Source organism: Streptomyces sp. NPDC055632 (assembly GCF_053618675.1).
In genome coordinates, this window is the sequence record NZ_JBSHHY010000001.1 from 35,311 (window position 1) to 62,058 (window position 26,748).

Annotated in this window: 22 protein-coding genes and 1 pseudogene; 13 read left to right on the forward strand and 10 right to left on the reverse strand. The window is 73.9% G+C overall.

The features are described from left to right. Positions 1-15 precede the first annotated feature (15 nt). Positions 16-1,086 carry a tRNA (adenosine(37)-N6)-threonylcarbamoyltransferase complex transferase subunit TsaD gene (gene tsaD / locus ACWGSR_RS00160; protein ID WP_453562605.1) on the reverse strand — a complete coding sequence of 357 codons (1,071 nt, stop codon included), beginning with the start codon at positions 1,084-1,086 and terminating at the stop codon, positions 16-18. A 245-nt stretch (positions 1,087-1,331) separates the two neighbouring features. Here tsaD and ACWGSR_RS00165 point away from each other — a divergent pair, with 245 nt between their 5' ends. Further along, positions 1,332-2,318, forward strand: coding sequence for an MBL fold metallo-hydrolase (locus ACWGSR_RS00165; protein WP_453562607.1), 987 nt, complete (start codon positions 1,332-1,334; stop codon positions 2,316-2,318). 27 nt (positions 2,319-2,345) lie between these two features. On the opposite strand, the gene ACWGSR_RS00170 is transcribed toward ACWGSR_RS00165, so the two are convergent. Continuing rightward, positions 2,346-3,356 (reverse strand): hypothetical protein, encoded by a 1,011-nt coding sequence (locus ACWGSR_RS00170; RefSeq protein WP_453562609.1) that lies wholly within the window; start codon positions 3,354-3,356, stop codon positions 2,346-2,348. Positions 3,357-3,365: 9 nt separating this feature from the next. Beyond that, entirely contained in the window at positions 3,366-8,144 is a 4,779-nt protein-coding gene (locus ACWGSR_RS00175; RefSeq protein ID WP_453562611.1) for a DUF6531 domain-containing protein, read from the reverse strand. Between the two features lie 350 nt (positions 8,145-8,494). Here ACWGSR_RS00175 and ACWGSR_RS00180 point away from each other — a divergent pair, with 350 nt between their 5' ends. Beyond that, positions 8,495-9,331, forward strand: coding sequence for a YqjF family protein (locus tag ACWGSR_RS00180; protein ID WP_453562613.1), 837 nt, complete (start codon positions 8,495-8,497; stop codon positions 9,329-9,331). On the opposite strand, the gene ACWGSR_RS00185 is transcribed toward ACWGSR_RS00180, so the two are convergent. The 3 genes from ACWGSR_RS00185 to ACWGSR_RS00195 all read right to left on the reverse strand — a co-directional run bounded on the left by ACWGSR_RS00185 (position 9,294) and on the right by ACWGSR_RS00195 (position 12,523). Continuing rightward, positions 9,294-9,752, reverse strand: a complete 459-nt coding sequence (locus ACWGSR_RS00185) for an SRPBCC family protein (RefSeq protein ID WP_376245864.1) — start codon at positions 9,750-9,752, stop codon at positions 9,294-9,296. The two genes, ACWGSR_RS00180 and ACWGSR_RS00185, sit on opposite strands and share 38 nt — an antisense overlap. A gap of 138 nt (positions 9,753-9,890) precedes the next feature. Beyond that, positions 9,891-11,957 (reverse strand): NAD-dependent DNA ligase LigA, encoded by a 2,067-nt coding sequence (ligA, locus tag ACWGSR_RS00190; RefSeq protein ID WP_453562615.1) that lies wholly within the window; start codon positions 11,955-11,957, stop codon positions 9,891-9,893. A gap of 170 nt (positions 11,958-12,127) precedes the next feature. After that, the gene (locus ACWGSR_RS00195; RefSeq protein ID WP_376245859.1) at positions 12,128-12,523 is read right to left on the reverse strand and encodes a RidA family protein; all 396 of its coding nucleotides are present in this window, start codon (positions 12,521-12,523) and stop codon (positions 12,128-12,130) included. Positions 12,524-12,652: 129 nt separating this feature from the next. Between ACWGSR_RS00195 and ACWGSR_RS00200 the strand changes: the two genes are divergently transcribed. The 6 genes from ACWGSR_RS00200 to thpR all read left to right on the forward strand — a co-directional run bounded on the left by ACWGSR_RS00200 (position 12,653) and on the right by thpR (position 18,751). Next, positions 12,653-13,627, forward strand: coding sequence for a helix-turn-helix transcriptional regulator (locus ACWGSR_RS00200; RefSeq protein WP_453562617.1), 975 nt, complete (start codon positions 12,653-12,655; stop codon positions 13,625-13,627). 310 nt (positions 13,628-13,937) lie between these two features. After that, positions 13,938-14,804 (forward strand): peptidoglycan-binding protein, encoded by an 867-nt coding sequence (locus ACWGSR_RS00205; protein WP_453562619.1) that lies wholly within the window; start codon positions 13,938-13,940, stop codon positions 14,802-14,804. A gap of 52 nt (positions 14,805-14,856) precedes the next feature. Then, a complete protein-coding gene (locus ACWGSR_RS00210) occupies positions 14,857-16,287 on the forward strand; it encodes a choice-of-anchor A family protein (RefSeq protein ID WP_453562621.1) in 1,431 nt (476 codons plus the stop codon). Between the two features lie 335 nt (positions 16,288-16,622). Then, complete coding sequence (locus tag ACWGSR_RS00215) at positions 16,623-17,816, forward strand: cytochrome P450 (protein ID WP_453563092.1); 1,194 nt, start codon at positions 16,623-16,625, stop codon at positions 17,814-17,816. A gap of 14 nt (positions 17,817-17,830) precedes the next feature. Further along, positions 17,831-18,040 (forward strand): ferredoxin, encoded by a 210-nt coding sequence (locus ACWGSR_RS00220; RefSeq protein WP_453562622.1) that lies wholly within the window; start codon positions 17,831-17,833, stop codon positions 18,038-18,040. Positions 18,041-18,151: 111 nt separating this feature from the next. Further along, positions 18,152-18,751, forward strand: a complete 600-nt coding sequence (gene thpR / locus ACWGSR_RS00225; RefSeq protein ID WP_453562624.1) for an RNA 2',3'-cyclic phosphodiesterase — start codon at positions 18,152-18,154, stop codon at positions 18,749-18,751. A gap of 24 nt (positions 18,752-18,775) precedes the next feature. On the opposite strand, the gene ACWGSR_RS00230 is transcribed toward thpR, so the two are convergent. Both ACWGSR_RS00230 and ACWGSR_RS00235 read right to left on the reverse strand, forming a co-directional pair. After that, the gene (locus tag ACWGSR_RS00230; RefSeq protein ID WP_453562626.1) at positions 18,776-19,321 is read right to left on the reverse strand and encodes a hypothetical protein; all 546 of its coding nucleotides are present in this window, start codon (positions 19,319-19,321) and stop codon (positions 18,776-18,778) included. A 400-nt stretch (positions 19,322-19,721) separates the two neighbouring features. Then, positions 19,722-20,192: pseudogene (locus tag ACWGSR_RS00235) on the reverse strand (hypothetical protein); the annotation flags it as partial. Between the two features lie 147 nt (positions 20,193-20,339). Here ACWGSR_RS00235 and ACWGSR_RS00240 point away from each other — a divergent pair. Then, entirely contained in the window at positions 20,340-20,642 is a 303-nt protein-coding gene (locus ACWGSR_RS00240) for a hypothetical protein (RefSeq protein WP_453562627.1), read from the forward strand. A gap of 94 nt (positions 20,643-20,736) precedes the next feature. Here the strand turns inward: ACWGSR_RS00240 and ACWGSR_RS00245 are convergent, their stop codons facing one another. Next, entirely contained in the window at positions 20,737-21,270 is a 534-nt protein-coding gene (locus ACWGSR_RS00245; protein WP_453562629.1) for a GNAT family N-acetyltransferase, read from the reverse strand. A gap of 118 nt (positions 21,271-21,388) precedes the next feature. On the opposite strand from ACWGSR_RS00245, the gene ACWGSR_RS00250 reads away from it, so the two are divergent. Beyond that, the gene (locus tag ACWGSR_RS00250) at positions 21,389-21,727 is read left to right on the forward strand and encodes a thioredoxin family protein (RefSeq protein ID WP_453562631.1); all 339 of its coding nucleotides are present in this window, start codon (positions 21,389-21,391) and stop codon (positions 21,725-21,727) included. A gap of 102 nt (positions 21,728-21,829) precedes the next feature. Here ACWGSR_RS00250 and ACWGSR_RS00255 read toward each other — a convergent pair whose 3' ends face one another. Next, positions 21,830-22,579: a hypothetical protein gene (locus tag ACWGSR_RS00255; protein ID WP_376241518.1), complete on the reverse strand. Its 750-nt coding sequence runs from the start codon at positions 22,577-22,579 to the stop codon at positions 21,830-21,832. Positions 22,580-22,933: 354 nt separating this feature from the next. Here ACWGSR_RS00255 and ACWGSR_RS00260 point away from each other — a divergent pair, with 354 nt between their 5' ends. From ACWGSR_RS00260 to ACWGSR_RS00270, 3 genes are all read left to right on the forward strand, one after another. Then, positions 22,934-23,548 carry a thioredoxin domain-containing protein gene (locus ACWGSR_RS00260; RefSeq protein WP_453562633.1) on the forward strand — a complete coding sequence of 205 codons (615 nt, stop codon included), beginning with the start codon at positions 22,934-22,936 and terminating at the stop codon, positions 23,546-23,548. Between the two features lie 753 nt (positions 23,549-24,301). Continuing rightward, positions 24,302-25,516: an MFS transporter gene (locus ACWGSR_RS00265; RefSeq protein ID WP_453562635.1), complete on the forward strand. Its 1,215-nt coding sequence runs from the start codon at positions 24,302-24,304 to the stop codon at positions 25,514-25,516. A 50-nt stretch (positions 25,517-25,566) separates the two neighbouring features. Further along, positions 25,567-26,397, forward strand: coding sequence for an aldo/keto reductase (locus tag ACWGSR_RS00270; RefSeq protein ID WP_453562636.1), 831 nt, complete (start codon positions 25,567-25,569; stop codon positions 26,395-26,397). The last annotated feature ends 351 nt before the right edge of the window (positions 26,398-26,748 follow it).

Here is a 26,748-nt window from a genome sequence, read left to right on the forward strand (position 1 = left end):
GGTGGAGGGGGACGGTCAGGCGGCCCGGGCGGAGGGGGCGGGGAGCGGGGTCAGGGAGGCGTACTCCAGGGGCGCGGACGGATCGATGGACACGTCCAGCGGGGCGGGCTCCGCTCCCGAGCGTACGAGGAGGTCGCCGACGGCGGCGATCATGGCGCCGTTGTCGGTGCACAGCGTCATCGGCGGGACGCGCAGCTCGACCCCGGCGGCGGCGCACCTCTGCTCGGTGAGGGCGCGGACGCGGGAGTTCGCGGCGACTCCGCCGACCACGATCAGCGTCTTCACGTCGTACGCCCGGCAGGCGGCGAGGGCCTTGCGGCTGAGGACGTCGGCGACGGCCTCCTGGAGCGCGGCGGCGCCGTCGGCGACGGGGACGTCCAGGCCCTGGAGGCGGTGCTTCTCGACCCAGCGGGCGGCGGCGGTCTTGAGCCCGGAGAAGGAGAAGGCGTACGGGTCGTCCCCGCCGCGGGTCAGCGGCCGGGGGAAGTCCACCGCGCGCGGGTCGCCGTCCCGGGCGGCCCGGTCGATGGCGGGCCCGCCCGGGTAGGGCAGCCCGAGGATGCGGGCCACCTTGTCGAAGCACTCCCCCGCCGCGTCGTCCAGGGTGTCGCCCAGGTGCAGGATCGGCTCGCGGACCAGGTCCCGGACCAGGAGCAGGGAGGTGTGGCCGCCGGAGACGATCAGGACGACGCAGGGGCTGGGCAGCGGGCCGTGCTCCAGGGTGTCGGCGGCGACGTGCCCGGCGAGGTGGTGCACGCCGTACAGCGGCACCCCGGCGGCGTAGGCCAGCGTCTTCGCCCCGGCCAGGCCGACCTGGAGGGCGCCGGAGAGGCCGGGGCCGGTGGTCACGGCGACCGCGTCGATCTGGCTGAGCCGCAGCCCGGCCCGGTCGAGGGCCTCCCGCACGACGGGGTTGAAGGAGTGCAGGTGCGCCCGCGCGGCGATCTCGGGCACGACCCCGCCGAACCGCGCGTGCTCGTCCATGCTGGTCGCGACGACGTGCGCGAGCAGCTTCCCGTCCCGCACGATCCCCGCTCCGGTCTCGTCGCACGAGGACTCGATCCCGAGGACTACTGGTCCGCCCACCGTTCCACTCCTTCTGCACTAGCTCTGCAACTGCAATATATGTGCAACAAGGGTGGTGGGGACGAACGGGTCGGAGCTCTCGAAGGCCCGGATCCCGGTGGCGTCCGGTGACATGATGATCGTCACGGGTGGGTGGCCGCGGCCGGCGGACCCGTACCGCCGCCCGCCCGCCGCCCGTGACGTCCGTCGGCTGCCATCGGAGGAGAGCACGTGGAAGACCGGATACGACCGGAAGGGGCCGGACGGTGAGCGCGCGGCAGGCCCCGCCGTCGCTGCCCTCCTGGGCCACCTGGTGGCAGCGGCCCTTCCCCGACGCCAACACGCTGCTGCTCCACGGGCGGCGGCCGGCCCTGGTCGACTCCGGTTTCACGGGGCACGCCGAGGAGACCGCCGCCTGGGTCCGCGAGCGGGCCGGGGAGGTCGAGCTCGTCGTGAACACCCACTGGCACTCCGACCACGTCGGCGGCAACGCCCTTCTCCAGGCGCGGGGCGCGGGCGTCGCCGCCGGGGCGCCGGAGGCCGAGGCGATCGCGCGCCGGGACCCGGGCTGCTGCGCGGCGGAGTACCTGGACCAGCCGGTGGCCCCGTACACGGTCGACGTGTCGCTCGACGACGGGCAGGTGCTCCGGCTCGGCGACGCCGACTGGGAGGTCGTCCGCACGCCCGGTCACACGCCGGGCCACCTGGCCCTGTGGCAGCCGGACGAGGGGCTGCTCGTGGTCGGGGACGCGCTGTCGGACTACGACGTCGGCTGGGTGAACCTCGCCCTCGACGGCCCCGGGGCGGCCGCCACCGCGCTCGCCTCCCTCAAGCGGATGGCCGACCTCGGCCCGCGCGTGGTCCTGCCGTCCCACGGTCCGGTCCCCGCCGACCCGGCCGCCGCCTTCGCCGCCGCCCTGCGCCGGGCGCAGCGCCTCGTCGACGACCCCGCCGGAGCCGTCTGGTACGGCGCCCGCCGGATCTTCGCGTTCGCCCTGATGATCCGCGACGGCATCCCGGCCGGCGAGGTCGAGCCCTATCTGCGCGTCAGGGCCTGGCTGACCGACGCGGCCCGCCTCCTGGACCTCGCTCCGGAGGCACTGGCCACCGAACTGGTCACGTCAATGCTCGGCAGCGGCGCGGTCGTCCTGCGGGACGGGCGCCTGTACGCGTCCGCCGACCACACCCCCGTACCGGCCGGGTCGCTGCGGGTGCCGTACCCGCGCGCGTGGCCGGGTCCGGAGCCGCGCTGACGGCCGCCGCACGCCCCGGCCCCGGGTTCAGCCGGTCGTCCAGCGCAGCACCGTGTCCCCGTCGTGGGTGAGCCACGTGCCGTCGCCGAGCGGCAGGACGGAGACTCCCGGTGCACGCGGGTAGTCGAGCGCGGCGAGGGGCCTGAGCGTGCGGGCGTCGAGGAGGAGGTGGGTGCCCTCCTCCGCCCACTGCTCCTCGGCCGCCACGACCAGAACGCGCTCGCCGTCGACGAAGCCCGGGGTGTAGCCGACGAAGACCCATTCCTCGGGAAGGACCTCGCCGGCCTCGACGACGACGTCGGCGGCGCCCTCCTGCGTGCGGGTGAGGTATCCGCCACCGATGTCCTGGATGACCAGCGCCCCCTCCGGGCCGGTGCCGACGCACGCTTCGGTGACGGTGCCGGTCGCCCGCACGTGGAGCCCGTCGGCGGTGTGGGTGACCAGGAAGCACAGGGTGCCGTCCTGCCCCATGGAGGCGGTGAGGAGGACCTCGGGCCGTGCGTCGGGAAACCCCTGGAACTCGTACGCCGCGGCGCGGGACGGCAGGACGTGCTCGGCGAGCACCTCGCCGGTGGTCAGGTCGAGGGCCCGGCAGACGTCGCCCTCGGAAAGCCCGTCGGCTCCGAGGGGTCCGGCCGTGGTCGCCAGAAGGACCCGGCCGGCCGGGTCGGGGGCGCATGCGCCCGAGGCCTCGGGCGAATGGCGCCAGGTTGCGTGGCGGTGTTCCCAGCGGACGCTTCCGTCGGTCTCGTGAACGGTGATGCTCTCCCGGCCGCTGATGGCCAGAGCGCCGTCGGGCAGCGGCGAACAGTACGTGCCGGACGTGTGGGGGTCCGGGTCGTCCCACGTCACGCGGTCGGCGAGCACCCGGGTCGGATCGGGGTCGACCTTCCCGACGATGATCGTTCCCTCGCTCCGGGTGACGAGCCGGTGCGTCCTGTCGTGCAGCGGCAGAACGTCCAGGTTCCCGAAAGCCTCGGCGACGCCGGGTACGGGCTCACCGGCGAGCAGCCGTGCGGGGAGGCGGGGGTGGTTCATGTGCGCGTCCTAGTTCGTGTCCGGGGTGTGGCGGCTGGGCCAGTAGAACTGCCGCCGGTGGGTGGGATTGTCATCGCCGTAGGTGGGTCCCGCGAGCATGCCGTCGATACGGATGATAGGAGCGCAGAACTCGGGACAGACACTGCGCATCGCGGCCCCGTGAGTGGGCAGCCAGTCGTCCGACCCCTTGCTGTGCAGGCGGCTCAGGTAGTGCAGGATGTTCTGCTCCGCGTGCCCGCCCGGGACGTTCGGCGGTGTCGGCGGGAGGTACTGGTCGTTCGGGAGGGGGTACAGGCCCATCTCCTGAGCCAGCTTCCGCTGGGCCGGCGTCAGCTTGCTCTTGCTGGTCCCGGCGACGACGAGTACGTCCTTGTCGCCGTGGCGCGTGGCGATGATCGCGACGGTCTGGTGCTTCTGTCCGCGCGTGGGCAGCACTTGCGAGATCTTGTGCGCCATGTCCTCCAGCCCCTGCATACAGGGCGCCAGTCCGAGCGGATCGGCCTCGGTGGCGGGGTGGGTGACGTAGCCGGCGGGGTTGGGGGCCGGGTCCAGGCCGAGGGGGTCGGGGCTGACGTAGCGGCCGGCCTCGGGGTCGTAGTGGCGGAAGAAGTTGTGGTGCAGGCCCGTCTCGGGGTCGGCGTACTGGCCGGGGAAGCGCAGCGGGGTGTGTGCGACGGCGTCCCGGTTCCACGCGGTGGCGCCCCATTGGGTGGCGCGGCCCTGCCAGGCGGTGGCGCCCGTGGGGTCGACGAGTTCGGTGGGCGTGCCGACGAGGTCGGTGACGATCGCGAAGAAACGGGCGTCGACGGAATCCTGGCCGTCGCCGGAGTCCTGGTCGTCGCCGGAGTCCGGGCGCCGCGTCGTGCGGCGCTCGGCCTGGGCGATCGGGTGGTGGCCGTCGTACTCCCAGGTCAAGGTGGTGCCGGTGGCGGAGTCGGTCTGTTCCGCGAGGCGGCTGCCGTCCCAGGTGAAGAGGGTCTCGGCGACGACGGTCCCGTCGTCGGCGTGCCGTCGCTTGGCGGTGCGGCGGCCGAGCGGGTCGTAGCGGTAGGTCCACCGGGTGCCGTCGGGTGTGGTGCAGGCGGTCAACCGGTCGGCCGCGTCCCACTCGTAGCGCCAGACGTCCGGCTTGCGGGATATCCGCTTCTTGCGCCGCTCGACGACGCGGCCGGCCGCGTCGTAGGTGTAGTGGAGGGCGCCGGCGGATTCCAGTCGGTTGCCGTCGTACGCGCGTCGGCCGCGGGACTCGGGGTGCGGTGCCTTGTCGGGCCAGTGGGCGGAGGTCTGGTTGCCCTGACCGTCGTAGGCGTAGGTCTCGGTCCAGCCGTGGGACTCGACGCGCAGGGGGCGTCCTGCCGGGTCGAGTTCGTAGTGCCTGCGGTTGCCGGTCAGCCCGTCGGTGACGGTCTCCAGCCGGTCGTCGGCGCGGTAGGCGTAGAGGCGGCGGCTGAGGGTCCGGTCCTGGACGGTGAGGCGGTGTTCCCCGATCCGGCCCGTGGAGTCGTAGGCGGTGCCGAGGACCACGGGCCGCTCGGGACTGCCGAAGGACCGGCTCGTCTCACGGCCGGTGGCGTCGTGGGAGAAGGCGATGCCGTGGCCGTCGAGGGAGAGGTGGGTGCGGTTGCCCGCCTCGTCGTGGGCGAGGCGGGTGGTGGACCCGCCGGGGGTGACCCGCAGGATCCGGCGCGAGAGAGCGTCGTAGCCGTACCGGCTGGTGCGCCGGTCGACGGTCTCGGCGACGGTGCGGCCCATGGCGTCCCACTCCAGCGCGAGGACGGAGTCGGAGGAACGTGCCCCGGTGAGACGACCGGCCCGGTCGTAGGCGTAGGTGGTGACGGCGCCTTCGACGTCGCGGGCGGTGACGCGGCCGGCGTCGTCCAGGTGTGTGGTGACGGTCTGGCCCAGCGGGTTGGTGCGGCTGCGCGCGCGGCCGGAGGGATCGTAGCCGTAGGTCAGGGTGCGGCCGTCGAAGTCGGTCTCGGAGACCAGGCGTCCCACGGCGTCGTACGCGTAGTTCCAGGTCAGTCCGGCGGCGTTGCGCACCTCTGCGAGCCGCAGTTCGGTGTCGTAGCGGAATTCGTGGCGGGCGCCGTCGGGGGTGGTGCGGGAGGCGGGCTGGTCGAAGTGGGTGTACTCGTACCGGGTGACGCCGCCGTGGGCGTCGGTCTCGGTGAGGCAGTTGCCCTCCCCGTCGTACGTCCACCGCCGGGTGGCGCCGTCGGGGCGGGTGTGCGAGGCGAGCCGTCCTTCGACGGTCCACGTGCACGTGGTGACACCGCCGTCGGCATCGGTGACGGCGACGGGTCGGCCGAACGCGTCGCGGACCAGGGTGGTCGTCCCGCCTCGGGCGTCCGTGTCGGCGAGAAGCATGCCGGCGCCGTCGGAGCGGTAGGTCCGTCGGACGCCCAGCGGGTCGGTGACCGCGGCGAGCGCGCCGTTAGGTTCGTACGCGTAGTGGGTGGTGGCCCCGTCCGGTGTGGTCAGGGTGACGTTGTTGCCGCGGTCGTCGTAGGTGCGGCGCCACACGCCTCCGTCGGCGGTGGTCACGACGGTGGGCAGACCCCGTTCGTCGTACCGGACGGTGGCGAGAGAGCCGTCGGGCTCGCGTACGGAAGTGGGGTTGCCGTCCTCGTCCCAGGTGTAGGTGACCGTACGGCCCTGGCTGTCGGTGCGGCTCTGGAGCCGGTCGTGGCGGTCCCATGTCTGGCTGACCGTGTTGCCCAGGGGGTCGGTCTCGGCGACGACCTGGAGGAGGTGATTGACCCGGAAGACGCTTGTGGCGCCGGTGGAGTCGGTGTGGCGGGTGATGCCCGTCCCGCTGTCGTAGGAGAAGCGCGACGACAGGAAACCGTCGGGTCCGACGGTCCGGACCACGCGGCCGGCGTCGTCGTAGACGTACCGGTAGGTGGACTGGTTGCGGTCGGTCCACGAGGTGATGCGGCCGGCGGGATCGTAGGTGAAACGCGTCGCCGTTCCGGAGGAGTCGGTGACGGCGTCGAGGTTGCCGTCCGCGTCGTACCCGTACGACATGACGGTGACCGGGCCCTGCGGGGTGTGCAGGCGCAGGGCGGTGATCCGCTCGTCGGCCACGTCGACCTCGGCCCTGTAGCCGCCGCTGTGGGACACCCGGGAGGGCGCGCCGTCCGGACGGCGGGTGAGGACGACGGTGTTGTCGTGACGGTCCCTGAACTCGGCGAGCCAGTAGGCGGAGGAGGCGCGGTACGGACTCCCGGTGAACGAGCGGGTGAGACCGGAGGGATCGGACAGGACGTAGGTGGTCTCGTCCTCGTACGCGCCACCGTGAGCGAGGGCGATCCGGGGCCCCTCCGTGGGCCAGACCCGGTCTTCGCCGGGCTGCGGGAGGCGGGGGTAGACGAGGCACGATCCGTCGCCGCGGGCCCAGACGACGCCCGGTCCCACGGGGTCGGCCTCCAGGCGCTCGTCGAACAGCGAGGACCAGCTGCGGCCGAACCAGTGACCGTAGCGGTAGTTCGACAGGTGGGTACGGCCCACGACGAGGAGAAGCACTCCGGGCAGGGAGAGATCGGCCTGCGGCAGGATCATCTCCCCCGTCGCGATGTCGACCGGGTCGGCCCTGCACGTCTTGCGGTCCAGTGGGATGGAGTTGCGGCGCGCGTCGTCGCGGGCTTCGCGCAGCCCGTTCGGCCTCGTTCGGGCACTGTCGCCGCCACCGCGATCACTACGGTGGTCACCCGCGTCGCGAGCACCGTTCCGGCCCCGGCCGTCGCCGTCCTTGTGCAGGCCGGCGAAGCGGTCGCGGATGTCGTCGTCGTTCTTCCTGTGGTCCTTGGATATCTGCTTGACGGCCTTGGGCAGCGCCTCGCCGATGTGGTCGCCCATGGTCCTGGCCGACTTCACCAGGGCGCCCATGGCCTTCTCGATGACCGGGTCCAGGGCGTCGGCGATGTCGTCGCGGCCCTTGTTGCGGCCCTGGGCCGTCTTCGCCTTCGTCAGTCTGCCGGCGGTCCTGCCGTGGATGCCGACGCTCACGCCGTTCAGCTTCGTGCCGGCCCGGTCGTGCTCGTCGTGCTCGATGTGGACGCCCTTGCCGTCCCCACCGCCGCCTCCGCCGCCTCCGCCGCCTCCGCCGGTGGAGGCCAGGTTCAGGCCCTCCTTGGCGCCCTGGACGCCCTGGTCGAAGCCCTCCTTCCCGGCCTGCCCCGTCCGGTTGAGGTCCACGCCCTCCTGGACGCCCAGGGCGTCCATGCCGACCTGGACCACCAGGTCCGCCGCCATGTTCTCCAGCGCCGCCACGGCCGGCTCGGTCATCACCGAGACGATGTGACCGACCGCCTCCTCCATCGCGCCCGTGATCAGCTTCAGCAGCTGCTTCTTCGTGAAGGCGATCGCACCGGCGCCCAGCAGCGCGGACAGACCGCCGGTCACCGGGATCAGCGCCATCGCGAGCCCGGTCTGACCGGCCAGGATCCCGAGTTCGGCGACCGCCTTCCACTTCATGGCCTCGATCGCGCCCGCCGCCGTGTCCAGCGCGCCCGCGATCGTCCGGGCCGCGGACACGACGTCCTTCAGGTGCTTGCCCTTGACCTTGGTCCAGTGCCGGTTCAGCGCGTCCATCGCCTCGCCCTGACCGGACGACAGCAGGCGCTCCATGTGGTTGTTGGCGAGCTGGCCGTCGTCGGAGAGGTCGTCCGCGAACTCCCGCAGCGCGTCCGCCATCTCCCGGTAGGCGTCCTCGTCCACGTTGGGCCAGTTGACACCGACCAGGTCCAGCAGCGTGTCCGCCCAGTCCGGCACCGTGACAGCCATGACCTCGAATCCCCCGTCAGACGTACGACATCAAGGCGAACAGTCCTATCACGGAAGCGAACCCCGGTTCGATTCTCGATCGCAATCCAACTTTTCCCGCGGGTAGGCTGGTTACCCGCCGATCCTCGACTCGTCGCAGCTCAGTCACGCGTCTCCCGGCACAGCACGTGTTCTGCGGGTCGTCACAGACGCGATGCCGTTCCGGTCGCACGCCCCGTTCGTGGTCGTCGGGGTCGTCGGTGTCGTCGGAGACGTCAGTGACGTCGGACAGTCGGCGGCTCAAGCGGAGGAACCCGGTTCGACGCCCCCGCCGCTTCCCCCGGCCGCCCGTCCCGCCGGATACTTCTGCGATGCCGCAGACGCCGCCCACTCCGGAGCCCGAGCCCGTGTCGGCCGAGCCTCCGTCCCGTGCGCACCGCACCCTGCTCACCCAGTCCTGGCTGGACCTGGCGTTCCTGCACTGGCCGGTGGAGCCCGCGGAGGTGGCGCCGCTGCTGCCGGCCGGGACCGTGCCCGACACCCTCGACGGGGTCACGTACGTGGGGCTCGTCGCCTTCCGGATGCACCGCGTCGGATGGTTCCGGCTGCCGGGGCTGCCCTATCTCGGGACCTTTCCGGAGACCAACGTGCGGCTGTACTCCGTGGACGCCCACGGGCGCCGGGGCGTCGTCTTCCGGTCCCTCGACGCGTCCCGGCTGGTGCCCGTGGCCGTGGGGCGGTGGGCCTTCCGCATCCCGTACGTGTGGTCGCGGATGTCCGTCCGGTACGACGGTTCGACCGTCGCGTACGAGAGCAGCCGGCGGTGGCCCGGACCGCGCGGGGCGCGCAGTTCGATCGCCGTGGAGGTCGGGGAGCCGGTCGGGGAGCCCACCGCGCTCGAACACTTCCTGACCGCCCGCTGGGGCATGCACAGCTCGTTCCGCGGGCGCCCGCTCTATCTGCCCAACACCCATCCCCGCTGGCCGCTGCACCGGGCCCGGCTGCTCCACTGCGACGAGACGCTGCTCGCGGCCGCCGGTCTCCGCCGGCCGCTCGGGGAGCCCGTCAGCGTGCTCTACTCGCCGGGCGTGCCGGTGCGGTTCGGCGCTCCGCCCCGGCTCCCGGCCGGGGTCTCCGTGCCGCGTCCCCGGCCGGACGGAGGCCGGGCCGTCAGCGGGGAGGGATCGCCGCCTCGGCCGCTGCCCTGATCCGGGCGCCGAAGGCGTCGGCGTCCTTGCGGACGGCGGCGAGCGCGAGACCGACGAGGAGCTTGCCGATCCCGTGGCCCTCCAGGACGTTGAAGATGCGGACCCGCGTCCCCCCGTCCGGGAGGGGCTCCAGGTCGTAGCCGCCCTCGCGGGCCGTCACGCTGTTCTTCGAGACCTCGGCCCACCGGATCCGCGTCGGGGCGTCGAGGGCGGTGACGCGGAACTCCCGCGCGGACTTCATCCCGGCGTCCTTGACGGTGCTCCGGAAGACCGTGCCCACGGCGGTCGGGCCCTCGGGGACCCGGTCGATCCGCAGGACCCTGGGGCTGAACTGCGGGTCGTTGCGCCCGTCGGCGAGGTACGCGAACACGTCCTCGATCGGCCGGTCGATCTCGGTCGTCGCTTCGAACTGTCCTGACACGGGTCTCCTCCGGTCGGCCGGGCCGTGCCCCTCCCCCGCGTCGTACCTCCGGTCCGGTCGCGACGGCACCGCGACCCTATGCGAGCTCCGGGCCGCCCGCACGGCGAGCGGCGTGCGGGGGAGGGGGCCGACCCCGGCTCAGTCCAGGTAGTCGGCGACCAGGGTCGCGAAGTCCTCCGGGGTGAGGACCTCGACGCCCGCCTCCTGCGCCTTGACCGCCTTGGAGCTCGGCTTGCCGCCGGCCGTCGGGGCGGCGACCAGGAAGGCGGTCCGGGAGTTGACGCCGCTGCCCATCCGGCCGCCGGCCTTCTCGATGAGGGCGCCCATCTCGGAGCGTCCCCAGCCGTCGAGGGGGCCGGTCATCCTCCCCGTCACGACGACGGTCTTCCCGCTCAGCGGTCCCTCGACGGCGTCCTCCGCCCGCTCCGGCCGCGGCTCGGTCATGCCGACGCCGGCCGCGATCAGCTTGTCGATCACGGGGGCGAGCGCGGCGACCTGCTCGACGACGACCGGGGCCTTCTCCGGGCCTATGCCCTCGACGTCCTGGAGGGTGTCGGCGTCGGCCGCGCGGATGGCCTCCATCGTGCCGAAGTGGGCGGCGATGCGCCGGGACATGCTGCGGCCGGTGCCGGGGATGCCGAGGGCGCAGAAGACGCGGCTCAGCGGGCGGGCCTTGGCGAGGCGGATCTGCTCGGCCAGTCTGGCGCCGCGCTTGGCGCTGCCGGAGGCGGTGGTGAGCTGCTCCTCCGTGAGGGTGAACAGGTCGGCGACGTCACCGACGTCGCCGGAGGCGATCAGCGCGTCGACGTACTTCCTGCCGAGGCCGTCGATGTCGAGGATGTCGCGCCCCGCGGCGTACTCGATGAGCGGGGCGAGCGCGCAGGCGGTGCCCTTCGCGCAGCGCCACCGCTCCTGGCTCTTGTCGATGCCGCCGCCGCAGTGGGGGCACTCGTGGGGCAGCGGGACGGGGACGGCGTCCCGCGGGCGGAGCTCGACGACGGCCGCCTGGACGCGCGGGATGATGTCGCCCGCCTTGTAGACCGTCACGGTGTCGCCGATGTGGAGGTCGCGCCGGAGGATGTCGGCCGGGTTGTGGAGGGTGGCGCGGGTGACCGTGGAGCCGTCGAGCTCCACCGGGGCGAGCACCGCGGTGGGGGCGAGCACGCCCGTGCGGCCGACCTCCCAGAACACGTCCTGGAGGACGGTCTGCCGTTCGACGGCGGGCAGCTTGTAGGCGACGGCCCAGTAGGGGAAGCGGGTGCCGAAGCCGGCCGTGGCCTGCTCGGTGGCACTGTCGGCCTTGACGACGACGCCGTCGATGCCGAACGGCAGGCTCGCGCGCAGCGCGGCGATCGCGTCGACCTTCTCCTGCGCCTCGGCGAGCGTGGCGACCGTGTGCAGCCCGGCCGGGGTGTCCGCCGTGGTCCGCACGCCCGCCCGCGCGACGGCGGCGAGGGTCTCGGCGTGGCCGGCGCCGGCGGGCAGGAAGGGCACGCCGTCCAGTTCGACGGCGCCGTACGCCCAGAAGGTCATGGCGAGGCGGTACGGGCGGTCCTTCGCCCGCAGGGTGCCGGCCGTCCCGTTGCGCGGGTTGGCGAAGACGCCGGCGCCGTGCGCGGCCCGTGTCTCGTTCGCCGCCTCGAACTGCTCCTGGGTGAACAGGACTTCGCCCCGGGCCTCGAAGGTGGCGGGCACGGACAGCTGCTCGGGGAGGCCCACGACGGTGCCGATGACGTGGCTGACGTCCTCGCCGTGGGTGCCGTCGCCGCGCGTGATGATCTGCACGAGCCGGCCGTCGCGGTAGCGGGCGGCGACGGCCGCGCCGTCCATCTTCGGCTCGACGGTGAACCCGCCCGCCGGCTCGTGCCCCAGGCGGCGCTGGAGCGACGCGCCCCAGGCCGTGAGCTGTTCGGGGGCGAAGACGTTGTCGAGGCTGAGGAGGCGCGAGGTGTGGGCGACGTCGCCCGCGGGGGCGGCGCCGTCGGCGACCTGGTCCGTGGGCGAGTCCGGGCCGGTCTCGTCGGGGTGCTCCGCCTCCCAGTCCAGCACCGCCAGGCGCAGCCGGTCGTACGCGGCGTCGTCCATGAGGCTGTAGCCCGCCCCGTAATAGGTGCGGGACGCCTCGCGCAGGCGCTGGACGGCGGCCTCGTACGCGGCGCGGCCGGACATGCTGAAAGACGCCTCGACGGCGGAGATGTTCGTCATGGGAACATCCTTGCCCATGGGTCTGACAACGCCCCGGGACGCCGTTCCGGGGCGTCGTCGCGGGGCGTTGTCACGGTGCGTTGTCGCGTGGTCCGCCGCGGAGTTCGGTGCCGCCGCGCGAGGTCTCCTCTCGCGGAACGGGACCCGTCGGGAAGCGCGGCGGAGTCGCCTCACGCCACGGCGGTCCCCTCCAACTCGACCAGCTGGCCGGGGATCGCCAGTCGCGTCACCCCGAGCATCGTGGTGGTCGGCGCCACCCCGGCGGCGCCCAACCGGGCCGCCAGCACGCCGTAGTGCGGGAAGAGCAGGTCGACGTCGGTGGTGTAGACGTTGAGGCGCACGAGGTTCGCGAGGGTCATGCCGGCCCCGGCGAGCACGGCCTCCAGGTTGTCGACGCTCAGCGCCAGCTGCGCCGCCATGTCGCCCTCGTGCTCGGGCTTCCCCTCGGCGTTCGTCGCGGTCTGCCCCGAGACGTACAGGGTCCGTGAGTGTCCGGAGACGACCTCTCCCTGGTTGAAGCCGATCTCCTGCGACCACGTCACCGGGTTGACCGCCGTTCGTTCCATCGCCACATCAGCTCTTTCCGTTAGGAGGGCACGCGCCGGCGGCCCGGTGGGCGCCGGCCTTCGCGTCGTGGTGACGAGCCTTCCGGCAATACGTGACACCCTCCGTCATGTATTCGGTACGGTTCCCGGATGCGCGCGGATCGGCTGGTCTCCCTGGTGCTCCTGCTGCGCCGGCACGGCCGGCTGACCGCGGACGCGCTGGCCCGCGAGCTGGAGGTGTCCACCCGTACCGTGCTCCGCGACATCGAGGCGCTGTCCGCGGCCGGCGTCCCGGTCTACGCCGAGCGCGGCCGGTACGGCGGTTTCGCGCTGCTGCCCGGCTTCCGGACCGAGCTGACCGGTCTGAACCACGACGAGACCCTCGCCCTGCTCGCGGCCGGATCGGGGCGCGGCGAGCAGGTGTTCGGCCTCGGTCCGGCACTCGCCTCGGCCCTGCGGAAGGTGGTCGACGCGCTGCCCGAGGGACACCGGGCCACGGCGGACGACGCGGCCCGGCGCTTCCTCGTCGACCCGGAGACCGACCTGCTCTCCCGCCGGCTAGCCACCGACGAGGTGCCCGGCACCACGATGGGCGCGGTCCGGCGCGCCGTGCTCGCCGGGCGCAGGCTGCGCATCCACTACGCGGCCACGGGCCAGGAGCCGCGGTGGCGCACGGTGGACCCGATCGGCCTGGTCACCGTGCGCGACCGGGCCTACCTGCTGGCCACGCGGTCGGGCGAGGACCGCACCTACCGGCTGTCGCGGGTGCTGACGGCCGAGGAGCTGCCCGAAACGGCGCAGCGGCCGGACCGGGTCGACCTGGACCGGATCTGGCGGGAGCGCTCCGCGCGGTTCCTCTCCGGCGGTGACCACCTCACCGTGCTGGTGCGGGTGGACCCGGCACGGCGGGAGGAACTCCTCGACACCGCGCTCGCCGTCCGCGCGGAAGAGCCGGACGCGGACGGGCGGTTGCGGCTGGAGGTGACCTTCCAGGACTTCCGGCACGCCGTATGGGCGCTGTGGCGGCTCGGCACGGACGCGGAGGCCCTGACCCCGCCGTCGCTGCGCGCCTCCCTGCGCGACCGCGCCGCCGAACTGGTCTCCCGCTACGGGGATCCGTCCTGAGGAGAGCGCCGGGATAGCTCGTACCGCCGTTCGGAAGGCCGCCCGGAATGCCGTCCGGAACGGTCCGTGCCGCCGTCCGGAACGGCCCGTGGCACCCCCCGGAAAGGCCGTCGGCGGCGCTCGGAAGGCCGTCGGCACCACTTTCCCCTGTGACCTGCGTCACGCGTTAAAAGTCCTTTAAGAAACAAGGTCTCAGAAGGACCGTTTCGGCCTGTTCTGAGATCAGTTGACGCTTGCTTTGAACAGCGATCAATATCTCCACGACTTCACCACCCCCCTCCCTCGGCTTCACCTCATCTGGAGCACTTCGATGCGCAACAGGGCTGCCCCGAACACGGCCGTCACTTCCGGCACTCGCGAACCGACGGGCGTGGAACACCGGGGCGACCGGGTCTTCGGGAAGGTCGCGGAGCCGAACCGGGACGGCACGGGGGCGCGGGGGCAGGACATCGAGCTCTTCGACGCGACCGTCCGGCTGCCGAAGGTCCCCGCCCGGGACACGGCGGCGCCCGCCCGCGCGTCACGACGGTCCCGGCGCGCCCGCGCGACGGCTCCGGCGTGGCGGTCCATGCCGCTTCCCCTGATGCTCGCCGGCGCGCTCTCCGCCGGGATCGGCGCCGCGGTGGCGGTGTGGGTCTCCGCCGAGCCCGACTCCGTACCGGCGTCGCACCCGTCCCTCTCGCTCCCCGTCCTCGCGACGCGCGTCCCGGCCCCCGCCCGCAACACCGCCTCCGACACGCCCCAGTCCCCCGTGGCGAGCACCGCGCGGACGACGCCCTCCGCCTCGTCCCCGGCCCGCCCCTCCGCCTCCGGGACCCCCGCCCCCGACACCACCACGGCCTCCCCCACGCCCTCCCCCACCCGCGCGGCCACCGCCTCCCCCGTGACCGCCCCGACGCCCACGCCGTCCTCGTCGCACCGCCACCACCGCCCCTCGCGCCCCGGCCGGGACGAGGGCGGGCGGGACGAAGTCGGACGGGGAAGCACCGGTCCCGAGGTCGTCGACCTCCAACGGCGGCTCCAGCGGCTCCGGTTGTACGTCGGTCCGGCCGACGGGGTCTTCGGCGGGTCCGTAGAAACGGCCCTGCGCCGCTACCAGGTGTCCCGGTACATCCCGCAGGAGGACGGGACCTACGGCCCGCTCACCCGCGCCGTGCTGCGGGCCGAGACCGACTGAAACAGCCTCCGTCCCCACCCCCTCACAGGAAAATCCAGAAAGGTTCACGCACATGAGCGACACCGGAAGAGCACGCACGCGGCTGAGCAGCGCCGTCGCCGTCGCGCTCGTCCTCGGCCTCACCACCGCGGGCAACGCCCTTGCCGTGCCCTCCGCCCCCGCCACGGGGGCCGCCCGGACGTGCCCGGCCCCCGGCCAGGAGCCCCGGATCGGTCACGAGCCGCGGTTCCTCGACGCCAACGTTGCGCTCTACGCCGGCGGCGACTACACCGCCGACGGCGCGACCGCCGAGGCCGAGGGCCTGCTCGTCATCGGCGGGAACGCCACCTTCGCCAAAGGGTCCGGCGGCACCTTCAACGTGGGCCGCGTCGGCGCCGGTTCCGGCATCCTGCCCGACTCCGGAGCGGTCATGCTCTCCGTGGGCGGGAACCTGACGATCGCCGAGGGCACGCGGGTCGACGTCGGCCACGGCCTCACGGCCGGCCCCCGCTACGGCGGCGCGGTCCGCGTCGGCGGGAAGATCGACGACAAGGGCGACCTGGAGACGAACGGCGGCAGCCGCGCCTCGGGGCTGGGCGCGCGGGGCGCCCTCACCCCGTACGACACCTTCGGCGACACCGTACGGGGCGAGTCGGCGTCCCTGGGCGCGCTGAAGCCCACGGGCACGAGCGTGCGCTCGGGCGGCACCGTCACCTTCACGGGCGGTGGTTCCGGCGGTCCGCAGGTGTTCGAGATCTCCGCCGAGAAGCTCGACGGCGCCTCGTCCTTCGACTTCCGGTCGATCCCCGGGGGCGCGTCGGTCGTGGTGAACGTGACGGGCGGCGGGGCGGTCGGCATCTCCCCGCTGTCCGCCGCGTTCAACGGCGAGCGCGTGGACGTGTACGACTCCGCGCGCTTCGGCGAGGCCGCGTCCCGGATCCTCTACAACTTCGAGGCGTCCCCGTCGCTCACCCTCGGCGGTGGCGGGAACTTCATGGGATCGATCCTCGCGCCCGAGGCGTCCGCCGACCTGACGGCCAGCACGAACGGCCGCGTCTACGTCGGCGGCGACCTGCGGACCCACGGCTCGGGCAACGAGACCCACAACTACCCGTGGAACGGCTCCTCCACCTTCGCCTGCAAGCCGACGCCGGGCGGCCCGGGCACCACGCCCGCGCCGACTCCGACGTCCACGCCGCCCGGGACCGAGCCCTCCGCCCCGGCGCCCTCCGCCACGCCTCCGACCGGCGAAGTCACCACCCCCGGCACCCCGGAGACGACGGCGCCGGGGACCTCCGAGCCCTCCGCCCCGCCCACCGAGGACGCCTCCGCGCCCGCCGTGCCGGGCACGACGGCGCCCTCGCCGTCCTCGACCGACGACGGCTCGCTCGCCACCACGGGGGCGCGGTTCACCCCGTACGCGGTGGCCGCCGGCGTCCTCGGCGCCGCCGGCGCCGGGATCCTGGTGCTCACCCGTCGCCGCCGGGCCACGGACCGGCACTGATCCCGGCCCCGTCCGCTCCGGAGAACGGATTTCCCCCTCCGGAGCGGACGGAGCGGGGTGCGGGCGGACGGCGGGACGGATTATCGGCCACTCCTGACATCGGGTCAGGCGGGGTTTCCACGGCCCGATCGGGCACCCCGCTCCCCCTTTCGAGCGAGGCGAACCCGCGGGAACACGGGGAAGACGGAAGGGACGGGGCCATTCCGGTGGATTGGCCGAACTACGCGTAGACCGGATAGGTGCCTGAGGCATGTAGTGGAGGAGGAAACGACGTCGGAGCCGCCGATCCTCCTCCCCTCAGCGAGGTCCCCGTGACGCATCCCGTGACGCGCGCCATGACACCACCCGTGGCGTTCCCCCAGAGCCGCACCTGCCCCTACCACCCGCCCACCGCCTACCCCCGTGCCGAGGACGAGGGCCCGCTGTCGCGGGTGACCCTCTGGGACGGGCGGGCGGTGTGGCTCGTCTCCGGGCACGCGACCGCCCGGGCGCTGCTCGCCGACCAGCGCCTGTCGACCGACTCCACCCGGGACGACTTCCCGCTGCCGACCGAGCGGGTCGCGAGCCTCCGCAGGCGGCGGCGCGCGGCGCTGCTCGGCTGGGACGACCCCGAGCACAACGTCCAGCGCAGGATGCTGATCCCGAGCTTCACCCTCAAGCGCGCCGAACGCCTCCGGCCCCGCATCCAGGAGACCGTGGACCGGCTGCTCGACGCGATGGAGGCCCAGGGCCCGCCGGCCGAGCTGGTGAGCGCGTTCGCGCTGCCCGTGCCGTCGATCGTCATCTGCGACCTGCTGGGCGTGCCGTACGCGGACCACGACTTCTTCGAGGAGCAGTCGCGGCGGCTGCTGCGCGGGCCGACGGGCGCGGACACCGAGGAGGCGCTCGCCCGGCTCGAGGGCTACCTCGGCGACCTGATCGACCGCAAGCGGAAGGACCCCGGCGAGGGCGTCCTCGACGACCTGGTGGCACGCGGGGCGGCCGAGGACGGCGGGCCCGACCGGCAGGAGCTGGTGCAGCTCGCCACGATCCTCCTCGTCGCGGGGCACGAGACCACGGCGAACATGATCTCCCTCGGCACGTACACGCTGCTGCGCCACCCCGAGCGGCTGGCCGAGCTGCGGGCCGACCCCGGGCTCGTGCCCGCCGCCGTGGAGGAGCTGCTGCGGTTCCTGTCCATCGCGGACGGTCTGCTGCGGGTCGCGCGCGAGGACGTCGACGTCGCCGGGACGCTGATCCGGGCGGGCGAGGGCGTGGTGTTCTCGACCTCCGTCATCAACCGGGACGCCGCCGCCTACAGCGATCCGGACACCCTCGACTGGGAGCGCTCGGCCCGCCACCACGTGGCGTTCGGCTTCGGCATCCACCAGTGCCTGGGACAGAACCTGGCCCGCGCGGAGCTGGAGATCGCGCTCGGGACGCTCCTGCGCCGGCTGCCGGGGCTGCGGCTCGCCGTCCCCGCCGAGGAGATCCCGTTCAAGCCGGGCGACACGATCCAGGGGATGCTCGAACTCCCCGTCATCTGGTGAGAGGGGCGACACGCGTGCATGTCTCGATCGACGGGGGCGTCTGCATCGGCGCCGGGCAGTGCGCCCTGACCTCGCCGGACGTCTTCGCCCAGGACGACGACGGGTTCGGGACGGTCCTGCCGGGCCGGGAGGACGGCCGCGGGACGCTGGTCCGCGAGGCCGCCCGCGCCTGCCCCGTACAGGCGATCACCCTCGACGGTCCCGGCGGCGCGCCGGGGGCGTGAGCCGGTGGGCCACGGCCCCGTCCGGGCGCCCCGGGGCCGGTGCCGGTCGCGGCGCGCCGACCACGTACCCTCGCCTCGGTACGGCGTGGCCGGGGTGAGCGGGGACGGAAGATGGGCGAGGGGTCCGGCGGGGACGAGCGGGCGCGGTCCGCGACCGTGCGCGTGTTCATCGCGCTCGCGCCGCCCGACGACGCGAAGGACGAGCTGGCCGACGCGCTGGGCCCGGCTTACGCGGCGTACCCCCGCATGCGGTGGAACCGCATCGAGGACTGGCACATCACGCTGGCGTTCCTCGGCGAGCTCCCGGTCGCGACCGTTCCGCTCCTCCGGCCGCCGCTCGCGGACCTCGCGGCCGCGCGCCGGCCGGTCGAACTGGCGCTGCGCGGCGGCGGGCACTTCGACGACCGGGTGCTGTGGAGCGGGATCGACGGGGACCTGGAGGGGCTGCACGGGCTCGCGACCGAGGTGCGCGCGGTGGTCGCGGAGTGCGGGATCCCCTTCGAGGGCCGCCCGCTGCGCCCGCACCTGACGCTGGCCCGCGCCCGCCGCGACGATCCGTCCTCCGTGCTGGAGGCCGCCACCGGACTCGCCGGATTCACCGGGCGCCGGTGGCGGGCCGGGCGGCTGCACCTGGTCGGCAGCGACTTCGGGCGCGGCCCGGGGCCGATCCGCTACCGCGACATCGAGTCCTGGCCCTTCGGCGAGGCCTGAAGCCGCCCTTCCGGAGGCGTGCGCTCAACGCCCGTACATCTGGCGGCAGAGGTCGGCCGCGCCCATCGGGGCATCGATCTGCCGGGCCTGGCGGCAGAGCCGGCGCAGCTCGGGCCGGCCGTCGGCGGGGACGGTCGGGCGGCTGCGGGGACGGAGGGGCGGGGCCTTCTTCGGGGGCCGGGGGACGGCCCTCGTCCGGCTCTTCTCCGTTCCCTCCTTCCTCCGCGTCCCCTCCTTCCGGGTCCCCGTCTTCTGCGTTGTCTTCGTCTTCTGTGTTGTCTTCGTCTTCTTGGGAGCCTGGGCTCCCGTTCCCTTCCTTCCCGTCGTCGGCCGGCGGGAGGCCGGAGCTCGGGCGGGTTCGTCCCCGGGCTCCGTGGTGGCGAGCGCCTCGCGCGGCGTCCCCTCCGTGGGCTCCGGCCGGGCGGGCAGCGGCGAGGGGGCGCGTTCGGCGGCCGGGGCGAGGGCTGCGGGGCGGTCCGGCGGGCCCGGGTCGGGGCCGTGCGGGACGGCCACGCAACCGGCCGTGAGGAGCGCGGCGGTCAGGAGGTACGCGGTGCGGCGGGCGTGCATGGGGCCACGCTGCCCGACCCCGTACGGGACGGGGAGGCGGCGCGGCCCGTGTCACCGTGACGAGTGAACCGGGCCCGTCGAGGGACGGCCGCCACCGCGTGGGCGGTGGCCGGGTGGCGGTCCGCCAGGGCCGGCGGGCCGGGAGCCGCGCCGGCCGGGGCCCAGGCTCCGTCGCAGCCCAGGAGCCGCGCCGGGGCGTCGCAGGTGTCCGGGTGCGCGGGCAGGAGCGCCGCGCCGGTCGCGTCCGGGGGCGGTCCGCCGGCCGGTGCCCACTCCTGCGCGCAGCCCAGGAGCCGTGCCAGGGCGTCGCAGGTCGCCGGGTGCGCGGGCAGGAGCGCGGCGCCGCGCGGGGCGACGATCGCCGGGCCGGGGCGGGCGGAGCGGGGCGGAGCCTGGGGCAGGCGCCGACGACGGTGTCCGGCTCGGGCGCGGACACCGCGGCCCGGACCAGGCGGGGCGCCGTTCCGTCGGCGGGCTCGAACACCGCGTGGACCTGTGCCTGTGCGGCGGTGGCGTGTTCCTGGAGGTCGACGCCGAGCGGCAGGAGGCGGCCGGTCGCCGTGGAGACGGCGGCGGGCCGGGTGACGCCGGGCAGGGTGAGGAGCAGGGCGCGCGCCCACAGGTCGGCCCAGCGGCGCACCGGGACGCGCTCCAGGGTCGCTCCCGGGCAGGAGGCGGCGAGTTCGGCCGTGAATCCCTCGTGGAGCGTGGCCTGTCGGCGCAGCGGCGGGTCCGGGAGCACGGCGGAGACGACGGGTGCGACGCCGCCGACGAGGTCGTGGTCGCTGCCCCGCCAGCCGGCGCGGGCGAGGTCGCACAGCCAGACGCGGGCGGCGGCCGGTACGTTCGCGGCGGGCTCCTCCCCCTCGGCCTCCTCCGTGACCGTCGGCCCGGAGCCGGGCGGCTTCTACGCCCGGAGAGTGGAACCCGGTGGGTGGGTCGGATCTTGAACGGGCCCGCGCGGTAACTGTGGGGGCGGTCCCGCGTCGAGACGGGACGATCCACAGTGAGGACGACCATGCGTGCGCGAGCAGTGCTGATCTCCCTGATCGCGGCGGGTTCGATGCTGGGCCAGGCCGCGCCCGCCCAGGCCGACGCCGTCGGCGACGTCGTCGTCTTCTCCACCGAGGCGCAGGCGCTGGACGTCTACCGCGACCCGGCCGGCTGCCACCGGCTGCCCACGGTCGCGCACGTGCTGACGAACCGGACCGACAAGCCGGTGAGGATCTACGGCAACCCGTTCTGCCTCGGTCCCCCGGTGACCGTCCAGCCCGGATACGGGACCCATGTGCCGGGCGGCGCGGGGTCGTTCTCGGCCTGACGCGGCGTCGGGGAAGGCGCGTTCCCGCCCCGGCCCGCGGGTCCTCGGACGGAGTCCGGGCGGCGGCCTCGTGGATCCGCGCCGTCGGGCGGGCTCAGCCGGACGGCGCGGCCGCGGGCCGCGCGCCGGACCACTGCTCGGCGCCGTACTCCTCGAACCGTTCCACCTCGGTGAACCCGAGCTTCGCCGCGAGGCGCATCGCGCGGGCGTTGGCGGTCCGGGTGCGGAGCGCCAACGGCTCCCCGGGGAACGCGCCGGCGAACCAGTCGAGCGCCGCCGCGCACGCCTCGGCGGCGTACCCGCGCCCCCACGCCTCCGGCAGGAGCAGATAGCCGAGTTCGGCTCCTCCGGTCCCCTGGGGCTCCGCGTCGCGCCGGTCGAACGTGACCACGCCGATCATCGCTCCGCCGAGGTCGACCACGAACAGGCCGGGACGCCGGCCGGGCACCTCGGGCATCGCGCGTTCGAGCTCGTCGCGCGGCCGGGACCCGCCGATGTGGGTGCCCACCTCGGGCGAGGAGAACAGTTCGACGAACGCCGCGCGGTCCCGGGCCTCGGACGCGCGGAGCACGAGCCGCGCGGTCGTGATCGGGGCGGGCGGCCAGGCGGCGGGTTCCGGTCCGGTCATGGCGGGCAACCTATCGCACACCCGCCGGGCGGCGTCCGGTCGAGGCCGCCGTCCGGCCCGCCGCTCGGTACGGGGGATGATGGGACCGGAAAGCCGGAACACGAGGTCAGGAGCTTCCATGGCGAAGCGGGTTCACCAGCCCCGCGAGGACGCGGAGTTCGACTTCATCCTCCGGGCGAGCGGGACCCCGGTCCTCGCGTACTTCATCGGGACCTGGCCCAAGGCGATCGAGGCCTGCCGGGCGACGGACCTCGTCGTGGGCGGCATCGCAGAGGAGTACGCGGACCGCCTGACGGTCGTCCGCGCCGACATGACGCGCTGCCCGGCCGCGACGAGGCGTTACGGGGTCACCGGAGCCCCGTCCCTCGTCCTCCTGAAGGAGGGGGAGGCGGTGGCGCACGGCACGGGACGCGTGACCACCGCCGAACTCCGGGACCTCCTGGACGACCACCTCTGAGGGCCGGGGCCTCCACCGGACGGCCCGGACACGGCACGTCGCCCTCCGGCCCGAGCGGGAGCCGGTCCGGCCCGAGCGGGAGCCGGTCCGGCCCGAGCGCGGTCAGCCGTTCGCGGCGACGGTCTTGGGGTCGACCACCTCGCCGGCCGGCGGCTGCTCCACCTCGACCTTCTCGTTGTAGTCGCTGAACAGCGTCTCGCCGGGCTGCTTGCCGCCCTCGGAGACGGCCTTGAGGATGTAGGGGTCGCCCTCGGTGGCGACGTACAGGGTGAGCTTCTCGCCGTCGGCCTGCTGCTTGGTGAGCGTCAGGGCGTCCTTGCCGTCGACCTCGGTGGTGGCCCCCCGCCGCATGCCGTCGCGTTCGGACTTGTCGCTGTCCATGGCGGCCAGGAGAGCCTGCTTGTCGCACATGCCCTGGGTGGACTTGTCGCCGGGTTCGCTCTTGACCCACTTGTCCTGGAGCCGGTCGATGGCGGTGTCCGTGCCGGGCCTGCCCTGCAGGGCGTTCTGCCAGAACCGTTCGTTGCCCCGGACGTAGACGTTCTGGCCGGCCTGCCGGACGTCGGCCTTCGCGTCGTTCATCGACAGCGTGCCGAGACAGTTGTCCTTCTCGTCGACCTGGAACTCCGTCTTCACGACCGCGGGCGCGCCCTGCGTCTGTGACGTACCGGTGATCCGCACGGAGTCGGCGTCGCGGGTCGCCTTCACGGCCTCGGCCGCGATGGCGTCGGCGCTCTGCCCGGCGAAGGCCTCGTCCGAGTCCCCGTCCCCGCAGCCGGCGAGAGCGGTGGCACCCGCGCAGACCAGTGCCGCGGCGAGAACGGCGTTCTTCCTCAGGATGCGTGCGGCCATGACGTCCCCTTCTCTGCGGAAAAGTGAATTCCGCTCCACCCGGTTCGATTGTCGTGCGGCCTCACGTACCCGGCTTTTCAGAAAAGAACGGAGATAATCAGGACATCGTTTCCGGCCACGCGGCCCGAGTCCGCATCCGGGTCGGCACCCGATCCGTGTCCGAACCCGTGTCCAGGCCCGCGCCCGGGTCCGCATACGCCGGGCACCCCCCCGGCCGGCCAACCACCCCTCGCCCCGGGCCCCTTGACCTCCGCGTACGGTCCCTGCGTGTAACCCGTACGGCAGCCGCCACGCGTCCGCACGCCGGGAGGAGTTCCTTTTGCGCGGGTGGCGCGGCGGGCGCAGTCTGGCCGCATGACCTCTGACACCCCCGGCGGGGCGACGCCCGTTCCCGCGCACACCACGGGCCCCGGCAACACCGTCGTGCTCTATGGCGACGAGGGCGCCGCGCACGTGCTCGGCGTGTACCTGGACCCGCGCTGCCCGTACTGCAAGCGGATGGAGAACGGGCTGGGCACGGTGATCCGGGAGGCGGCCGACGCCGGGCGCTTCCGGGTGGAGTACCACTTCGGGACGTTCCTCGACGACGGCGGCGGCAGCGGGTCGCTGCATGCCCTGGCCGCGCTGGGGGCGGCCCTCGACGAGGGGAGCGAGCGGTTCGCGCTCTACCTGAGGCTGCTCTACGCCGAGCAGCCGCCCGAGGAGGAGGACGGCTTCGCCGACGGGGAGACGCTGCTGAAGCTGGCCGAGGAGGTGCCGGGGCTGGCCACCGAGGCGTTCAAGAGCAAGGTGTCCGGGGGCGTCTACCTGCCCTGGGCGCGCACCGTCTCCGCCGCCTTCGAGCGCGGCGGGGTCGAGTCGACGCCGACCGTGCTCGCCGACGGCGACCCGGTCGCGGTGCTCGGCCCGGGCGGCTACGCGGTGACACCGGAGGCGTTCTTCGCCCAACTGTCCGAACGCTGGGGGTGAGACGGAGGCGGCCGGGGAGACCCGTCGCCGAACGGGGACACCCGTTCGGCGGAACACCCCGGTCCGACTCCTCACACGGCGAGAGGACCGGCACGGTCGCCGGTGGGCCGACACGGTCGCTGATGGACCGGCACGGTCGCTGATGGACCGGCACGGTCGCTGATGGACCGGCACGGTCGCTGGTGGACCGGCCGACGAGCTCCACCTCGTCCGCGACGGCCGGGGCAGGCCCCTGGCCTTCCTCGTCGGCGACGACAGTGGCGGCCGCGGGTTCCTCCTGCGCGCCGACGACCCGGACCCCAACGAGGCGTGACCCCCGCCACCGCGGGGCGGGAGGCACCAGGCCGCAGGCCCCGGTGACCAGCGTCCGGAACGGCGCGGAGCACCACACCGCCTCCATGGGCGGAGGCACGGCCACGCGGTCTCGACCAGAGGGAAACCCCAGGTCGACGTAGCGCGCGAAGGGTCGGAGGACCTCGCGCCGCATCCCTCCCTCCCCCCCTTCCTCGACGCAGCGCCGGCGGTAGCCCTGCCGCAGAGCCATGCCCTCGCGCCAGAGCCGGGACGCCCTGCCGAGCGCGAAACCGCCGGTCCTGGCGAGGGACGCCCTCGGCGGTGACCGCTTCCCCCTCAGCCCCGCGCCAGCCTCACCCAGACCGCACCACCTACCCGCGCTTGCACATATAGCGCGCATGCAACTATTGTGAAGGCGTGCAAAGGGATCGCTCAATCAATTCTGAAAGGGGGCGAGCCATGCCGCTCGCGCTACTCGCTCTTGCGCTCGGGGCCTTCGGCATAGGTACGACCGAGTTCGTGATCATGGGCCTGCTGCCCCAGATCGCCACCGACTACGGCGTCACCATCCCCACCGCGGGCCTCCTGGTCACCGGCTACGCACTCGGCGTCGTCGTCGGCGCGCCGCTGCTGACCGTCCTCGGCAACAAGGTGAGCCGCAAGCGGATGCTCATGCTGCTCATGGGCCTGTTCGTGCTCGGCAACGTGCTCTCCGCCCTCGCCCCGAGCTTCGGGCTGATGCTGACCGGCCGCGTGGTCGCCTCGCTCGCCCACGGCTCGTTCTTCGGCATCGGGTCCGTCGTCGCCGCCGGCCTCGTCGCCCCGGACAAGAAGGCCGGCGCGATCGCCACCATGTTCACCGGCCTGACGGTCGCCAACATCGTCGGCGTGCCGCTCGGCACCTTCATCGGGCAGGCGATCGGCTGGCGCACCACCTTCGCGGTCGTCGCCGCGCTCGGCGTGGTCGGCCTGCTCGGCATCGCCCGGCTCGTGCCCGCCATGCCCCGCCCCGAGGGCACCCTTCTGCGCCGGGAGCTGAAGGCGTTCCGCAACCCCCAGGTGCTGCTCGCGATGGCCATGACCGTGCTCGGCTTCGGCGGCGTCTTCGCCGCGATCACCTACATCGCGCCGATGATGACCGAGGCCGCCGGCTACTTTGAGGGCGCGGTCACCTGGCTCCTCGTCCTCTTCGGCACCGGCATGTTCCTCGGCAACCTGCTCGGCGGCCGGTACGCCGACCGCGCGCTGATGCCCCTGCTGTACACCACCCTCGGCGGGCTCGCGATCGTCCTCGCGCTGTTCACCGTGACCGCGCACAACAAGGTCCTCGCCGCGATCACCATCCTCCTCGTCGGAGCGCTCGGCTTCGCCACGGTGCCGCCGCTGCAGAAGCGCGTCCTCGACCAGGCGCACGGCGCGCCGACCCTGGCCTCCGCCGTCAACATCGGCGCCTTCAACCTCGGCAACGCGCTCGCCGCCTGGCTCGGCGGGATCGTCATCGCCGCCGGCTTCGGCTACACCTCCCCGAACTGGGTCGGCGCCGTCCTCGCCGCCGCCGCTCTCGGCCTCGCCTTCTGGTCCGCCGCGCTGGAGCGCCGGGCCCCCGCGCCCGAGGCCGAGGCCGCCGGAGCGGTCGACACCGGCGCCGGCGCCCGCGTCCCCGTACACCACTGACCCCCTCCCACCGTTCCAGAGAAGAAACCCAGAGAGAAAGCCGCACCCCCATGTCCTTCCCCCACGTGCCCTCCGTCGTCCTCAACGACGGCACCGGGATCCCCCAGCTCGGCTTCGGCGTCTTCCAGGTCCCCGACGACGAGACCACGGCCGCCGTCGCCCACGCCCTGGAGGCCGGGTACCGCTCCGTGGACACCGCCGCCATCTACGGCAACGAGGCCGGGGTCGGCCGGGCGCTCGCCGCCTCCGGCATCGCCCGCGACGAGCTGTACGTCACCACCAAGCTGTGGAACGCCGACCAGGGGTACGACGCCACCCTGCGGGCCTTCGACGACAGCCTCGCCAGGCTCGGCCTCGACCACGTCGACCTGTACCTGATCCACTGGCCCGCCCCGGCCCGCGGCCTGTACGTCGACACCTGGCGCGCCATCGGGACACTGGTCGCGGACGGACGGGTCCGCACCGCCGGCGTCTCCAACTTCAAGCCCGCGCACCTGGAGCGGCTGCTCGACAGCAGCGACCTCGTGCCCGCCGTCAACCAGATCGAGCTGCACCCCAGGCTCCAGCAGCGCGAGCTCCGCGAGCTGCACGCCGTCCACGGGATCGCCACCGAGGCGTGGAGCCCGCTCGCCCAGGGCGCCGTCCTCGCCGACCCGGTCGTCACCGGCATCGCGGCCCGGCACGGGAAGTCCCCCGCCCAGGTGGTGCTGCGCTGGCACCTCCAGCTCGGGAACGTCGTCATCCCGAAGTCCGTCACCCCCGCCCGCATCCGCGAGAACCTCGACGTCTTCGACTTCGCCCTCTCCGCCGAGGAGATGACGGCGATGGCGGGCCTCGACCGCGGTCTGCGCACCGGCCCGGACCCCGACACCCTCGACTGAGTCCGGTGGAACCGGCGGCGGAGGCCGGTGGTTCCACCGATGCCGGCCGGGCGCCGGACGCGGAGAGTGGCCGGGCCAGTACAGGTCCGGCCACTCTCCGCTCCCGTTTCCGTTCCCTTGGGAGGGCGGCCGCCGCACGACACGAGAGGACGACTCCGTCGTGGGACGACACCTTGCCGCGACCGCCCACCAGCACGTCGTACCGGCCCTGGCGGCCTCGGTGGCGGGCGACGGGCCGGTGGTGGCGGACCACGCGGGGCTCGCCCTCGGCGCGGCGCGCCCGCACGGCCTCGTCCAGGCGGCGACGCTCGCGGAGTGGGCGCTGGCCCGGCCGGGGCGCGGGCTCGCCGC